The organism is Burkholderia sp. 9779_493 (assembly GCF_015712215.1).
In the GTDB taxonomy this organism is placed as follows: Bacteria; Pseudomonadota; Gammaproteobacteria; order Burkholderiales; family Burkholderiaceae; genus Burkholderia; species Burkholderia cenocepacia.
Window position 1 is genome coordinate 57,213 of the sequence record NZ_JACCQA010000029.1, and the last position, 13,240, is coordinate 70,452.

Consider the following 13,240-nt stretch of genomic DNA (forward strand, 5'->3'; position numbering starts at 1 on the left):
CGCGCGTTCAATCCCGCAGTTCCCGCGCGATCGCGCTGTAGAACACCGACGCTTCGAGCGGCAGCGTATCGAACGACGGCTCCGCCTTCGGCCACGTCGACCATTGCACGATCACGAGATGCTCGGCGCGATTGACCATGATGACCTGACCGAAGATGCCGAGCGCCCACAGCGAACCGCGCAACGACGCCGCGGGCGTCGGGTCCGTGCCCTTCGCATCGACCGGCACCGCGTTGTTCCACCACTGGTAGCCGTAGATGCCGTCGGGATGCCCGGCCGACACCGACTGCCGCGCCTGTGTCCAGTCCGACGCCTGGTCGAGCCAGCCGTCCGGCAAAATCCGCGTGCCGTCGGGCAGCTTGCCGCCACCCAGCACGAATTCACCGAAGCGTCCCCAGTCTTCCAGCGTCGCATTGAAGCCGTGCGCGCCGACGTCGTGCCGCCCTTTGCGATACGCGTGCCACACACCATCGCTCGCCATCCCGTACGGCTTCCAGATCGTCTTTTCGAGATAAGCGGCGAGCGACATGCCGGTCGCGCGCTCGAGCACGTCGCCGAGCAGCCACGCACCGCCGGAACTGTACGACCAGGTCTGCCCGGGCGGATGCGCGCGACCGAGCCCCTTGACCAGCGTGCGCACGCACGCGTACGTGCCGGGCCGCGCCTCGCATTGCGTGAGTTTCGCGAAGTCGGAGTCCGGATTCGTGTAGCTCTCGTTCCACGCGACGCCGGACGTGTGCTGGATCAACTGCTTCAGCGTCACGCGGTCCCACGCGGTGCCCTTCAGGTCCGGCTCGTAGTCGGTCACGCGATCGTCGAGCGACTTGATCTTCCCTTCCCGCAACGCGACACCGACGAGCGTCGACACGACCGACTTGCCGACCGAGCGCGACGTCCACAACGTCGTATCGGTGTTGCCGTCGCCCAGATACTTGTATGCGATCTTGCCGTCCTTCAGCACCAGCAGGCCGGCCACGTCCTGATGCTTCAGGTAGTCCTTCAGCGTGTAGCGCTTGCCGTGCACTTCGTACGACACGTCGGTCAGCATGCGGGCGGCATCGACCAACGGCGTGGCCGCGCGATGGTGGAACACGTCGCCCGGATAGTTGCGATAGTCGTTGCGAAAGCCGATCACGCGATCCGGCTGGCTCCACGTCAGCATCCGCTTCGGGTCGGGCAGCGTCGCGTCGAACGGCGCGGGGCACGTGGCGAGCGCGACGCCGCCGCACGTCGCGGCGGCCGGCGCCGCGGCAGACGACGCGACTTGCGCGAACGACGCCGTCGCCGCGCTGCCCGCGACGACCGCCGCCGCGAGCGCGATGCCGAATGAACGATCGAACCTCGGTTTCATGGGTGTCCTTGTCGACGATGTCCGGTCGCGCCTGCGCAAGAAAGTTTCCGCCGCGCGGCCCGAACGTTTCAGGGGGCGGCGCCATCGTCACCGGCGTCCGACGCGCGGCATACGCGGGTCGATCGCGCCGGCGACGGCTCCCGCATCGCGCCCTCGAAACCAGTATCGAGTGCGCGCGTCGACGAGGCAAAACGGCACATGTGGGAAAATCCCCCGCATCCGCCGGAAGGGACATCATGGGCGCACTGACTTACTCGCTCGCGCAGATCGAGGCGTTCGCGTGCATTGCCGAACACGGCAGCATCACGAAGGCCGCCGCGCATCTCGGCAAGGACCGCTCGACCGTCAGCGAGCTGCTGGAATTCTTCGAAATCGAGTTGGGCTTTGCGCTGTTCGCGCGCAGCGGACGATCGCTGTCGCTGACGTCGGAGGGCGAGCGCCTGCAACGCCAGGCGCGCCTGCTGCTGCGGCAGGCGCAGGCGTTCGGCGCCGCGGCGAAAGGCGTGCCGTCCGGCATCGCCGACGCGATCCGCATCGCCTACGATCCGTTCGTGCCGCGCACGCTGCTGCATGCGCTGATCGACGATCTCGCCGCGTCGGGCATCGACGTCAGTACCTGGAGCGCGTCGCGCGACGAAGCCGAGGCGGCGCTCGTGTCCGGCGCCGCGCAGGTCGCGATCAGTCTCGCGCGCAACCGGTTCGTCGCGGCCGAGCTCGAATGGCGGGCGGTCGGCGCGATCGAGATCGGCTTTTACGCGTCGGCCGACCTGTTTCCGGCCACCGGGTCGCCGGTCACGGTCCCCGCGCTCGCCGCGAAGCCGCAGGTCGTGATGCACCGCTCGCTGGGCACGCAGTTCGCGCAACTGCTGCAGGTCTCGGACCGGCTCGTGTACGCGAACGAACTCGAAACCGTGCGTCACCTGCTCCAGCACGGCCATGGCTGGGGCTTCCTGCCGACGCATTTCGACGCCGGGCGCTGGCCGTCCGTCACGCGCATCGACACGGAGGTCGGGCACGGCAGCCTCGTCCATTCGATCGTCGCGGTGTGGAAACCCGGCACGTGGAACCCGTCGCCGATCCTCGAAGCGATCGACGCCGCCGGCGCGGCATGGGAGAAAGCCGCGCAGCGGCAGCACGGCGCGCGCTGAACGCCACGCGCCGTGCTGCCGACCGCCGTTACTCGATCGCCTTCAACGCATCGAGCCCGTCCGGCAGCTTCGCGTCCGGAAACTGCGTCGACAACGTGGCGTCCCGCCACCGCGCCGCCTCTTCCGCACGCTGCCGCTCCGCCTGCTCGCAGACGAACAGCGCATCGCCGCCGAGCAGCAGGCGCAGCGGCACGTCGTCGCGGCGCGACAGGTCGACGATCAGCGCCGCGATGCGTGCGGGGTCGCCGATTTCATGGCCGCCATACGCGCCGAGCAGGTCGAGAATCTTGCCGACCGACGGCTGATAGTCGGGCAGCAGATCGTCGAGGCCGCGCTTCGCCCGTGCGGCCCATTCGGTACGCATCCCGCCCGGTTCGAGCGTGCACACCCGCACGCCGAACGGCGCGACTTCCTTCGCGAGCACGTCGCTGAACCCGCCGACCGCCCACTTGGCGGCCTGATACGCGGACAATCCGGGCGTCGACGTGCGCCCGCCGACCGACGACACCTGGAAGATGTGCCCGGCGCGCTGCGCGCGCATCGTCGGCAGCACCGCGCGCGTCAGGTTGATCACGCCGAACAGGTTCGTTTCGATCTGGTCGCGGAAAGCGTTGGCGCTCATCTGCTCGAACGGCGCCGTGTGGCCGTAGCCCGCGTTGTTCACCAGCACGTCGATGCGGCCGAACGCGGCGCGTGCCGTCGCGGCGGCCTGCGCGGCCGCCGCTTCGTCGGTGACGTCGAGTTCGACCGGCAGCAGCCGGTCGCCATACCGTTCGGCCAGATCGGCCAGTCGCGCCGGATCGCGCACGCCGGCCACCAGCCGGTCGCCCGCCGCCAGCACCGCTTCCGAGATCGCTCGCCCGAGGCCGCGTGCGGCCCCCGTTACCAACCAGACTTTCGACATTTTTCGCTCCTTGAGCGTGATGAAACGATGAAAATGAATGATTACTCACTCATTAATGTGGGCGATGTGTCGATCATCCATGACTTGCATCGCCCGGCTTGAAACGCGCTACCCGTCGTCGCGCCATGCGCCGCCACGACGACGAACCTTGACTCACACCGCGTGCAACACGGCCCACAATGCGCGAAACCCGGCTTCCCGGTACGCATCGGCCCGCGCCGGATCGCGCGCGATCGACTCCATCGCGGTTTCCGCGATCGACGTAAACAACGCCGCGCAGAACGCATGCGCTTCGTCGCGGTGCAGCGCGCCCGACGCGGCGACCTGCTCGCGCAGCAGCGCACCGATCCCGCCGAAGCCTTCCGAGCCGGCCGCCCGATGCGCGTCGTCGATGCGGCCGCTCACGCCCAACTGCCGCAGCGCGCGCCGGCCGTCCGGATTCGCGACACCCCACGACACATAGCCGTTCCACGCATGCCGCACGGCCTGCTCGGCCGGCGCGTGTTCCGGAAACCCGGTCATCATCGCGTCGCGCAGGTCGGCCTTCAGGCTCAGGTACAGCGCGTTCAGCAACGCATCCTTGGTCTCGAAATAGGTGAACACCGTGCCTTCCGCGACGCCGGCGAGCTTCGCGATGCGCGCGGTCGTCGCGCTCGCGCCGTCCTCGGCGAGCGCGCGCGCGGCCGCGGCGAGGATGGCTTCGTGCTTGTCGGGACTGCGCGGTCGGGCCACGTTCGACTCCTTTAATGAGTGAGCGCTCAATCATAATCAAGCGGCCGACAGGAATGCAAGTCTTGTTACATCCGGGGGAACGCATACGCAATCCATCAAAACGGTGCACTATTAGCGTTTTGCCGTACCGGCGCCGGCCATCCGGCGCCCGATGCCCTCGACGTTCGTTTCACGTTCACCGTTTCAAACCGCGAACCTCCCATGACGAATCAGCCTTCCCAGACCGCGGCCGACCGGCCCGTCGACATGATCATCTTCGGCGGCGGCGGCGACCTGGCCGCCCGCAAGCTGTTGCCCGCGCTGTACATGGCGCACCTGCACTGCAATCTTCCGCCCGAGACGCGCATCATCGCCGTCGGCCGCCGCGACTGGGGCATCGACGGTTATCGCAAGTTCATGGACGAGCAGTCGCGCCCGTTCATCGACGAGAAGGCGTTCGACGCCGACGCGTGGAGCCGCTTCCTCGACCTGTTCAAGTACGTGCTGATCGACGTGAACGCGCCGGACGACTACCAGCGGCTCGCCGAAGCGGCGCGGAGCGAGGCGGTCCGCGTGTTCTACCTGTCGACGTCGCCGGAGCTGTTCACGACGATCTGCGACAACCTGTCGGCCGCGCACCTCGTCGACGCGCACTCGCGCGTCGTCCTCGAAAAGCCGCTGGGCCACGATCTCGCGTCCGCGAAGGCGATCAACGACGCGGTCGGCAAGCACTTCGAGGAATCGCAGATCTATCGGATCGACCACTATCTCGGCAAGGAAACCGTGCAGAACCTGATGGTGCTGCGCTTCGGCAACCCGATCTTCGGGCCGCTGTGGCAGGCGCCGAACATCCGCAGCGTGCAGATCACGGTGGCGGAGACGGTCGGCGTCGGCAGCCGCGCGGGCTTCTACGACCATACCGGCGCGCTGCGCGACATGGTGCAGAACCACCTGCTGCAACTGCTGTGCATCGTCGCGATGGAGCCGCCCGTGTCGCTCGACCCGGATGCGGTGCGCGACGAGAAGCTGAAGGTGCTGCGCTCGCTGCGGCCGATGTCGCTGTCGGACGTCGCGCGCGACACGGTGCGCGGCCAGTACACGGCCGGCGCGGTCGACGGCCAGCCGGTCAAGGGCTATCTCGAGGAGGACAACGTGCCGGCGGACAGCCGCGCGGAAACCTTCGTCGCGCTGCGCGCGCACATCAACAACTGGCGCTGGGCGAACGTGCCGTTCTTCCTGCGCACCGGCAAGCGGCTGCAGCGCCGCCAGTCGGAAATCGTGATCGAGTTCGCGGACATGCCGTTCTCGATCATCCCGACCGGTCCGCGCAATTACGGCAACCGCCTCGTGATCCGGCTCCAGCCGGAAGAGTCGATCCAGTTGCAGATGCTCGCGAAGGAGCCGGGCAGCGGGATGAACATGGTGCCGGTGAGCCTGAACCTCGACCTGCAGCAGGCGATTCCGGAACGGCGCGCGGAAGCGTACGAGCGGCTGCTGATCGACGTGATCCGCGGCCGCCTCACGCACTTCATGCGCCGCGACGAACTCGAAGCCGCGTGGTCGTGGGTCGAGCCGATCCTCGACGGCTGGAAGCAGCTCGGCGACCGGCCGCGCCTGTACACGGCCGGCACGTTCGGGCCCGCGGCTTCGTCGGCGCTGCTCGCGCGCGACGGAATGTCGTGGGCCGAAGAGGCGTAATCGCAACGCGACGGCGTGCCGCCGCGCGGCACGCCCGTTCCCGACGGGCAGCCCCACCTGCCCTGTATCGCTACTGCGGCACCATCCACGCGGCCTTGCGCCGCGCCGGCGCATCGCCGCCGCTGCCGCCGCCCAGCACCTCGATCAGGTAGTCGACGAACGACGCGATCCGCGACGAAATCGCGGTATTGCGGTAGTACACCGCGTGAATCGGCTGCTGGACGTCGAGCGTCTGGCGCGCGAGTACCTGCGCGAGCCGCCCCGCCTCGCGATCCCGCGCGGTCACGAAATCGGACAGGCAGACGACGCCCGTGCCCTCCAGCGCCAGCTGCCGCAGCGTTTCGCCGCTCGACGAATACACGTCCGGCTCGATGCGGCACGCTTCGCCGTCCGCGCCGAGGATCGGCCATACGTTCAACGATTCGGGCTGCGTGAAGCCGAGCAGCGTGTGCTTCGCGAGATCCTCGACCTTGCGCGGCTGGCCATGCGCTTCGAGGTACGCGGGGCTCGCGAGCATGCGTACCCGGCTGTTGCCGATCCGCCGGCTGTGCAGCGTCGAATCCTTCAACCGGCCGATCCGGATCGCGACGTCGGTGCGCCGCTCCAGCAGGTCGGTGATGCCCTCGTTGCTGTTCAGTTCCAGTTCGACCTTCGGGAAGCGTTCGCGGTAGCCGCGCACGAGCGGCACGATCACGTGCAGCATGAACGGCGTCGCGGCGTCGACGCGCAGGCGTCCGGACGGCATCTCGCGCCGCGCGAGCATCTGCTCTTCCGCACTCTCGACCGATTCGATGATCGCGCGCGCGTCCTGCAGGAATGCGCGCCCCTCTTCTGTCAGTTCGAGCCGGCGCGTGGTCCGGCGCAGCAGCGTGGTCTTCAGCTTTTCCTCGAGGCGCGCGAGCGTGCGGCTCGTCGCCGACACGGTGAGGTCGAGTTGCTGGGCGGCCGCCGTGATCGAACCGGTGTCGACCACGGCGGTAAAGGCCTGGAGTTCGTCGAGGGTGGTTTTCATTGTTGACTTGAAATCAAAACAATTTGGTTTATAGACCAGTTTTTCAGCAAAAGTAAAGCCGGCACACTGCGATCCATTCCTACTGAAACCCGGATCCCGTCATGCCACTCGCGTTGCTCGCGCTGACCATCAGCGCCTTTGCCATCGGCACCACCGAATTCGTGATCGTCGGGCTGATCCCGACGATCGGCGCCGATCTCGGCGTCAGCCTGCCGTCCGCCGGCCTGCTCGTCAGCCTGTATGCGCTGAGCGTCGCGATCGGCGCGCCGCTCCTCACCGCGCTCACCGGCCGCGTGCCGCGCAAGGCGCTGCTCGCCGGGCTGATGGCGCTCTTCACCGTCGGCAACCTCGTCGCGTGGCAGGCGCCCGGCTACGAATCGCTGATCGTCGCGCGCATCCTCACCGGCCTCGCGCACGGCGTGTTCTTCTCGGTCGGCTCGATCATCGCGACCACGCTCGTGCCGAAGGACAAGGCCGCCAGCGCGATCGCGACGATGTTCAGCGGGATGACCGTCGCGTTCGTCGCCGGCATTCCGCTCGGCACCTTCATCGGCCAGCACTTCGGCTGGCGCGCGACGTTCCTGATCGTCGCGCTGTTCGGGCTGGTCGCGTTCCTCGGTGCGGTCGCCTTCGTGCCGCGCGGGTTGCCGCAGACGCCGCCGGCGCCGCTCGCCCGTCAGCTGCGCGTGCTGGCCCAGCCGCGCCTGCTGCTCGTCTATGCGATGACGGCCGTCGGTTACGGCGGCTCGCTGATCGCGTTCACCTATATGGCGCCGCTGCTCGAACAAATCGCCGGCTTCACGCCGTCGCAGGTCAGCCTCGTGCTCGTCGGCTACGGCGTCTCGGTCGCGGTCGGCAACGTGTGGGGCGGCAAGCTCGCGGACGCCGTCGGCCCCGTGAAGGCGCTCAAGCGGATCTTCCTGCTGCTCGCGATCGTGCTGCTCGCGCTGACCTTCACGATCCACGTGAAATGGCTCGCGGTGCTGACGATGCTCGCGTGGGGCGCCGTGGCGTTCGGCAACGTGCCGGGGCTGCAGGTGTACGTCGTCAAGCAGGCGCGCCACTTCGCGCCGGACGCCACCGACGTCGCATCGGGCTTCAACATCGCCGCCTTCAACCTCGGCGTGGCCGGCGGCTCGTCGCTCGGCGGCCTGATCGTCGCGAACGTCGGCCTCGGCCACACGCCGTGGATCGCCGCCGTCGTCACGCTCGGCGCCTTTGCGCTCACCGCGCTGAGCGGCCGTCTCGACCGCCGCCACGGGCTGCCGGAACGCACGGCCGAACCCGTCGAACTCGCCCATTGAACGTCACTTTTTTGCAGGAGCTACCCAGCATGAACGCATCGACCCAACGTCCGCCGTTCGCCGGCAAGACCTTCGAAGTCCGTTACGACGGCCTCACCGCGCTCAACGCGTACGACGAGGACGGCCGCCACATGCGCTACGCGATCACCGAAGGCCCGTACGCGGGCGCGAAGGGCGAAGTCGAATACACGTGGCAGCGCATCGCCGGCGAGACCTACGCGATCTCGTGGCAGGAAGCCGATCGCGCGACCGTCGTGCATATCGACGACTTCGCCGCCGGCACGTCGCGCTCGTTCTTCACCGCGGCGTCGCTCGACTTCTACCGCCTCGACGGCAGCCTGCGCGCGGTCTGAACGGAGCAACCCGATCATGTCCACCTCCCTCGACAAGCTCGCCGCCGGCGGCTTCAGCATCGGCATCGAACTGCCGCTCGACAACGACTGGACCCCGTCCGGCAACGCCAAACGCCGGCATGACGGCCGCCACGCCGGCGTGCCCGACCTCGGCATCCACGCGGAGCTCGCGCAACTGGCCGACACGCTCGGCTTCCGCGCGCTCTGGGTGCGCGACGTGCCGGTGTACGACCCGTCGTTCGGCGACGCCGCACAGGTGTTCGAAACGTTCTCGTATCTCGGCTACCTCGCCGGCATCACGCACGACATCCTGCTCGGCACCGCGGCCGTCGTGCTGCCGCTGCGCGAACCGCTGCTGACGCTGAAATCGGCCGCGACGATCCAGGAGCTGAGCGGCGGGCGCCTGCTGCTCGGCGTCGCGAGCGGCGACCGGCCGGTCGAATATCCGCTGTTCGGCCGCGACTTCGCGTCGCGCGGCGCGAACTTCCGCGACCAGATCGCGCTGCTGCGCGACGGCGCGCGCGGGCATCTGCCGCCCGGCCTGGAAGTGCTGCCCGCGGCCCGTTCGCCGGTGCCGCTGCTCGTCGCGGGCCTCGCCCAGCAGACGCCCGCGTGGATCGGCGAGCACATGGACGGCTGCCTCGCGTATCCGGGCACGCCGGCCGACCACCTGCAACGCGCCGCGAACTGGCGTGCGGTGGCGGGCGACAAGCCGTACGTGAGCTTCATCCATCTCGACCTCGCGGAAGATCCGCACGAACCGCTGCAGCGGCACCGCTTCGGCGCGCGCGCGGGGCGCATCGCGCTGACGGAGGAACTCGCGGCGATGCGCGATGCGGGCGTGCAGCACATCGGCCTGCATTTTCGCCGCAACCAGCGGCCGCTCGACGAGACGATGGCCGAGATCGCATCGGACGTGCTGCCTGCGTTCCATCCGAAAACGAATCCACGGACGCTCGCCGCATAAGACCGGCGAGCACCTTCAGATAGGCGAATGGCCGATCAATATTTGATTTCAAATCAAATATTTTTGACCTCTAAAGGCGTTTATTTCATCAGTCTCAAGCGCCAGAATGACTTCCATACCGCAATCGTTCCAACTCTTTCAGGAGCACATGATGAGCAAGATTCCCGCATTCGGCCTCGGTACCTTCCGCCTGCAAGGCCAGGTCGTCATCGACTCGGTCCGCAACGGCCTCGACGTCGGCTACCGCGCGATCGACACCGCGCAGATCTACGGCAACGAAGCCGAAGTCGGCGAAGCGATCGCCGCATCGGGCGTACGCCGCGAAGACCTGTTCCTCACGACGAAGATCTGGGTCGACAACTACGCGCCGGAGAAACTGGCGGCCAGCCTCGAGGACAGCCTGCGCAAGCTGCGCACCGACGTCGTCGACCTGACGCTGATCCACTGGCCGGCCCCGGGCAACGGCGTGTCGATCGACGCGTTCATGACCGCGCTGGCGGACGCGAAGGCGAAGGGTCTCACGCGCCAGATCGGCATCTCGAACTTCAACATCGCACTGACGAAGGAAGCGATCGCGGCCGTCGGCAAGGATGCGATCGCGACGAACCAGATCGAACTGAGCCCGTACCTGCAGAACCGCAAGCTGGTCGAGTTCCTGAACGCCGAAGGCATCCACGTGACGTCGTACATGACGCTCGCGTACGGCAAGGTGCTCGGCGACCCGGTGATCGGCGCGATAGCGCAGCGTCACGACGCAACGCCGGCGCAAGTCGCGCTCGCGTGGGCGCTGCAACTCGGCTACTCGGTGATTCCGTCGTCGACCAAGCGCGAGAACCTCGCCAGCAACCTGCTCGCGCAGACGCTGCGCCTGACCGACGAAGACATGGCGCAGATCGCCGCGCTCGAACGCAACGGCCGCGAAGTCGACCCGGCCGGCCTCGCGCCGAAGTGGGACTGAGCGCACCGCGCCTTCATCCGATATGACCCGTCCGCGGCCCGCCGGCCGCGGCACCAACAGGACACCATCATGACCCAGGACCCGCTGTTCCAACCGCTGCAATTCGGCGCGCTGACGCTGCCGAACCGCATCGTGATGCCGCCGATGACGCGCTCGCGCGCCAGCCAGCCCGGCGACGAAGCCAACGAACTGATGGCCGCGTACTACGCGCAGCGCGCGAGTGCGGGCCTGATCGTCAGCGAAGGCACCTACATCGCGCCGCTTGGCAAGGGCTACGCGTGGACGCCCGGCATTCACACGCCGTCGCAGGTCGCCGGCTGGCGCAAGGTGACGGACGCCGTGCATGCCGCGCACGGCCGCATCTTCGCGCAGCTGTGGCACGTCGGCCGGCTGAGCCATACGAGCTTGCTCGGCGGCCAGCAACCAGTATCGTCGTCGCCGCTCCAGGCGAAGGGCGTGAACGTGTTCGTCGCCGGTGAAGACGGCAGCACGCCGGGCTTCGTGCAGGCGTCCGAGCCGCGCGCACTGTCGATCGACGAGATCCGCGAGATCGTCGACCAGTACCGCGCCGCCGCCCGCCATGCGATCGAAGCGGGCTTCGACGGCGTCGAGCTGCACGGCGCGAACGGCTACCTCGTGAACCAGTTCATCGACTCGAACGCGAACACGCGCACCGATGCGTACGGCGGCTCGCTGGAAAACCGGCTGCGGTTCCTGCACGAAGTCACGCAGGCGCTGATCGACGGCACCGGCGACGCGTCGCGCGTCGGCATCCGCCTCGCGCCGCTGACCACGCTGAACGGCTGCGTCGACGACGATCCGGAAACCACCTATCTCGCCGCCGCGAAGCTGCTCGGCGAACTCGGCGTCGGCTACCTGCACATCGCGGAAGCCGACTGGGACGACGCGCCGCTGATGCCGGTCGCCTTCAAGCAGCAACTGCGCGCCGCGTACCCGGGCGTGCTGATCTATGCCGGCGCATACACCGCCGAGCGCGCCCGCGAAGCGATCGCCGCCGGCTGGGCCGACCTCGTCGCCTTCGGCCGCCCGTTCGTCGCGAACCCCGACCTGCCCGAGCGGCTGCGCACCGGCGCCGCGCTCGCGCCGCACGATCGCAACACGCTGTTCGGCGGGGGCGCCCGAGGCCTGACCGACTATCCGACGCTCGCGCAAGCCGCGGCGTAACACGCTACAGGAATCTGAAATGAAAACAACGCTCGCCCGGCTCGCGCTCGCCGCGATCCTGCCGTTCGCGGCCGCGCAAGCGGCCCACGCCGCCCCGTCCGCTCCGGCGGCCGACTGGTATCCGTCCGTCTATGGCGCGAACGACGAAATCGGCGCGGCCAACCTGCTGACGCCCGACGTCGTCAAGCAGGCGGTCGGCCTCGTGAAGGTCGGCAAGGCCTATCCGTTGGCCGTGCCGGTGGACAAGAACCTGCCGGCGTTCCGTCACCGCAGCTTCCGGCTGTACAACGTGCAGGTCGGCCAGCAGGCCGGCAAGAGCCTCGGTCCGAACAAGTTCACGTTCAACGACGAACTCGTCAACGCATGGACCGGCGTCGGCACGCAGCTCAACGGCATCGGCCACATCGGCATCGACAACGTGTACTACAACGGCAACCGCGCGGCCGATTTCGTGACCGTCGACGGCGTGAAGAAGCTCGGCGTCGAGAAGGTGCCGCCGATCGTCACGCGCGGCGTCGTGCTCGACATGACCGCCTACTACGGCAAGCCGATCGTGCCGGGCGGCACCGAGTTCACGGTCGCCGACATCCAGGCCGTGCTGAAGAAGCAGGGGCTGACGCTGCGCAAGGGCGACGTCGTGCTGTTCAACACCGGCTGGCTGGAGCTGGTCGGCAAGGACGACAAGCAGTTCCTCGAGGTCGAGCCCGGCATCGGCATGGAAGCCGCGAAATGGCTGGCCGACCAGGGGATCGTCGCGTTCGGCGGCGACACGTGGGCGTCGGAGGTCTATCCGAATCCGCACACGCGGGACGAATTCCCGATCAACCAGTACATGCTCGCGAAGCGCGGCATCTACAACCTGGAACTGATCGACAGCCGCGCGCTGGTGCGCGACAAGGCGTGGGAATTCCTCTTCGTGCTCGGCCAGCCGCTGTACGTCGGCTCCACGCAGGTCAACATCAATCCGGTCGCGATCCGCTGATCGCGTGCGCCCTGCGGCAATCGCGGCGACTATCGCCGCGATTGTCATTTCCGTATTGCAGCCTGTGCGATGGGCGTCTAACGTTGACGGGATCGACGCCGTACGACCGTCACCCGACTTGAAAGGACGCCCCCTCATGCCAAGCCGCTCCCTGACACGCGACATGCTGCTGGCCCTTGTGGCCAGTCTTTCCCTGTCGGCTTTCACCGCGCCCGCACACGCCGACGAGGCCGCCGGCCTCGCGCCGCCAGCACCGGCCACGCCGGTGCTGACGACCACCGCGACCGGCGTGCAGATCTATGCGTGCGAATACGATGCCGACCACCGGCTCGCGTGGGCCTTCAAGCGCCCGGAGGCGATGCTGTTCGATGAAAGCGGCACGCTCGTCGTGCGGCACGGCGCGGGGCCGTCGTGGGAAGCGCTCGACGGCAGCCGCATTACCGGCAAGAAGCTCGCGGAAATGCCGAGCGCAAGCGCGGCCAGCGTTCCGCAGCTGCTGCTCGCGGCGGCGCCGGCCGCAACCGGCACGCTCGCCGGCGTGCGCTTCGTGCAGCGGCTCGACACGGCGGGCGGCACGCCGCCGGCCGCGACGTGCACGACCGAGCATGCGGTCGGCCGCTTCCCGTACTTCGCGCGCTACGTGTTCCTGAAGTGACACGCACGGCGT

At 68.1% G+C, this 13,240-nt stretch carries 13 protein-coding genes; 9 read left to right on the forward strand and 4 right to left on the reverse strand.

What is annotated here, in order from left to right:
* Nucleotides 1-7: 7 nt before the first annotated feature.
* The gene (locus H0X95_RS25975; protein WP_059722112.1) at nucleotides 8-1,351 is read right to left on the reverse strand and encodes a serine hydrolase domain-containing protein; all 1,344 of its coding nucleotides are present in this window, start codon (nucleotides 1,349-1,351) and stop codon (nucleotides 8-10) included.
* A gap of 236 nt (nucleotides 1,352-1,587) precedes the next feature.
* Between H0X95_RS25975 and H0X95_RS25980 the strand changes: the two genes are divergently transcribed.
* On the forward strand, nucleotides 1,588-2,499 hold the full coding sequence (locus H0X95_RS25980; RefSeq protein WP_006482585.1) for a LysR family transcriptional regulator: 912 nt from the start codon (nucleotides 1,588-1,590) through the stop codon (nucleotides 2,497-2,499).
* A 28-nt stretch (nucleotides 2,500-2,527) separates the two neighbouring features.
* Here the strand turns inward: H0X95_RS25980 and H0X95_RS25985 are convergent, their stop codons facing one another.
* On the reverse strand, nucleotides 2,528-3,403 hold the full coding sequence (locus H0X95_RS25985) for an SDR family NAD(P)-dependent oxidoreductase (RefSeq protein ID WP_059722114.1): 876 nt from the start codon (nucleotides 3,401-3,403) through the stop codon (nucleotides 2,528-2,530).
* Nucleotides 3,404-3,556: 153 nt separating this feature from the next.
* Nucleotides 3,557-4,135 carry a TetR/AcrR family transcriptional regulator gene (locus tag H0X95_RS25990; RefSeq protein WP_006482593.1) on the reverse strand — a complete coding sequence of 193 codons (579 nt, stop codon included), beginning with the start codon at nucleotides 4,133-4,135 and terminating at the stop codon, nucleotides 3,557-3,559.
* Between the two features lie 201 nt (nucleotides 4,136-4,336).
* Here H0X95_RS25990 and zwf point away from each other — a divergent pair, with 201 nt between their 5' ends.
* Nucleotides 4,337-5,812 (forward strand): glucose-6-phosphate dehydrogenase, encoded by a 1,476-nt coding sequence (gene zwf / locus H0X95_RS25995; RefSeq protein WP_006482600.1) that lies wholly within the window; start codon nucleotides 4,337-4,339, stop codon nucleotides 5,810-5,812.
* Nucleotides 5,813-5,882: 70 nt separating this feature from the next.
* Here the strand turns inward: zwf and H0X95_RS26000 are convergent, their stop codons facing one another.
* Nucleotides 5,883-6,824, reverse strand: a complete 942-nt coding sequence (locus H0X95_RS26000; RefSeq protein WP_006482606.1) for a LysR family transcriptional regulator — start codon at nucleotides 6,822-6,824, stop codon at nucleotides 5,883-5,885.
* Between the two features lie 101 nt (nucleotides 6,825-6,925).
* Between H0X95_RS26000 and H0X95_RS26005 the strand changes: the two genes are divergently transcribed.
* The 7 genes from H0X95_RS26005 to H0X95_RS26035 all read left to right on the forward strand — a co-directional run bounded on the left by H0X95_RS26005 (nucleotide 6,926) and on the right by H0X95_RS26035 (nucleotide 13,228).
* Entirely contained in the window at nucleotides 6,926-8,128 is a 1,203-nt protein-coding gene (locus tag H0X95_RS26005) for an MFS transporter (protein WP_006482611.1), read from the forward strand.
* Between the two features lie 29 nt (nucleotides 8,129-8,157).
* Entirely contained in the window at nucleotides 8,158-8,481 is a 324-nt protein-coding gene (locus H0X95_RS26010) for a MoaF-related domain-containing protein (protein WP_006482596.1), read from the forward strand.
* 16 nt (nucleotides 8,482-8,497) lie between these two features.
* Nucleotides 8,498-9,448: an LLM class oxidoreductase gene (locus H0X95_RS26015; protein ID WP_006482591.1), complete on the forward strand. Its 951-nt coding sequence runs from the start codon at nucleotides 8,498-8,500 to the stop codon at nucleotides 9,446-9,448.
* Nucleotides 9,449-9,599: 151 nt separating this feature from the next.
* Nucleotides 9,600-10,406 carry a 2,5-didehydrogluconate reductase DkgB gene (dkgB, locus tag H0X95_RS26020; RefSeq protein WP_034178340.1) on the forward strand — a complete coding sequence of 269 codons (807 nt, stop codon included), beginning with the start codon at nucleotides 9,600-9,602 and terminating at the stop codon, nucleotides 10,404-10,406.
* A gap of 69 nt (nucleotides 10,407-10,475) precedes the next feature.
* Nucleotides 10,476-11,591, forward strand: coding sequence for an alkene reductase (locus H0X95_RS26025; protein WP_059722115.1), 1,116 nt, complete (start codon nucleotides 10,476-10,478; stop codon nucleotides 11,589-11,591).
* A gap of 19 nt (nucleotides 11,592-11,610) precedes the next feature.
* Entirely contained in the window at nucleotides 11,611-12,573 is a 963-nt protein-coding gene (locus H0X95_RS26030) for a cyclase family protein (protein WP_006482595.1), read from the forward strand.
* A 136-nt stretch (nucleotides 12,574-12,709) separates the two neighbouring features.
* Nucleotides 12,710-13,228: a DUF3455 domain-containing protein gene (locus H0X95_RS26035; RefSeq protein ID WP_012493588.1), complete on the forward strand. Its 519-nt coding sequence runs from the start codon at nucleotides 12,710-12,712 to the stop codon at nucleotides 13,226-13,228.
* Nucleotides 13,229-13,240: the final 12 nt, after the last annotated feature.

Excerpts from the sequence above, each read along its gene's own strand:
- H0X95_RS25975 (WP_059722112.1), bottom strand. The coding sequence starts at position 1,351 with ATGAAACCGAGGTTCGATCGTTCATTCGGCATCGCGCTCGCGGCGGCG.
- H0X95_RS25980 (WP_006482585.1), top strand. The coding sequence starts at position 1,588 with ATGGGCGCACTGACTTACTCGCTCGCGCAGATCGAGGCGTTCGCGTGC.
- H0X95_RS25985 (WP_059722114.1), bottom strand. The coding sequence starts at position 3,403 with ATGTCGAAAGTCTGGTTGGTAACGGGGGCCGCACGCGGCCTCGGGCGA.
- zwf (WP_006482600.1), top strand. The coding sequence starts at position 4,337 with ATGACGAATCAGCCTTCCCAGACCGCGGCCGACCGGCCCGTCGACATG.
- H0X95_RS26000 (WP_006482606.1), bottom strand. The coding sequence starts at position 6,824 with ATGAAAACCACCCTCGACGAACTCCAGGCCTTTACCGCCGTGGTCGAC.
- H0X95_RS26005 (WP_006482611.1), top strand. The coding sequence starts at position 6,926 with ATGCCACTCGCGTTGCTCGCGCTGACCATCAGCGCCTTTGCCATCGGC.
- H0X95_RS26010 (WP_006482596.1), top strand. The coding sequence starts at position 8,158 with ATGAACGCATCGACCCAACGTCCGCCGTTCGCCGGCAAGACCTTCGAA.
- H0X95_RS26015 (WP_006482591.1), top strand. The coding sequence starts at position 8,498 with ATGTCCACCTCCCTCGACAAGCTCGCCGCCGGCGGCTTCAGCATCGGC.
- dkgB (WP_034178340.1), top strand. The coding sequence starts at position 9,600 with ATGAGCAAGATTCCCGCATTCGGCCTCGGTACCTTCCGCCTGCAAGGC.
- H0X95_RS26025 (WP_059722115.1), top strand. The coding sequence starts at position 10,476 with ATGACCCAGGACCCGCTGTTCCAACCGCTGCAATTCGGCGCGCTGACG.
- H0X95_RS26030 (WP_006482595.1), top strand. The coding sequence starts at position 11,611 with ATGAAAACAACGCTCGCCCGGCTCGCGCTCGCCGCGATCCTGCCGTTC.
- H0X95_RS26035 (WP_012493588.1), top strand. The coding sequence starts at position 12,710 with ATGCCAAGCCGCTCCCTGACACGCGACATGCTGCTGGCCCTTGTGGCC.